At 45.7% G+C, this 232-nt stretch carries 1 protein-coding gene; it reads right to left on the bottom strand.

Translation table 11 applies throughout. The annotated features are described in order from the left end of the window. Positions 1-232 (bottom strand): AroM family protein (locus ACODJP_RS14525; protein WP_422482707.1); only part of this gene is annotated, 232 nt, incomplete at both ends.

The following is a 232-nucleotide window of genomic DNA, read 5'->3' on the forward strand; positions in this document are numbered from 1 at the left end:
CTAAACAATCCAGCATGATGACATCAGCCCCTTTTGCCAGTAATTCTTTCCCGGCATCAATGATTTTTTGTTCTGAATCATGAATGGGGTTACCCAATGAAAATACCGGCGATTTCTGCAAAATTTGCCATTTTTGCGCCTGAACGGGCAGCATCTCCTCAACCGGAACGATAACCCCCACCTGATGATCTTCAACAATAGAGGAAACCAGTGGAGGCAATATTCGCGACGG

It is taken from the genome of Pleomorphochaeta sp. DL1XJH-081, from assembly GCF_049310885.1.
GTDB lineage: Bacteria > Spirochaetota > Spirochaetia > Sphaerochaetales > Sphaerochaetaceae > CAYZJV01.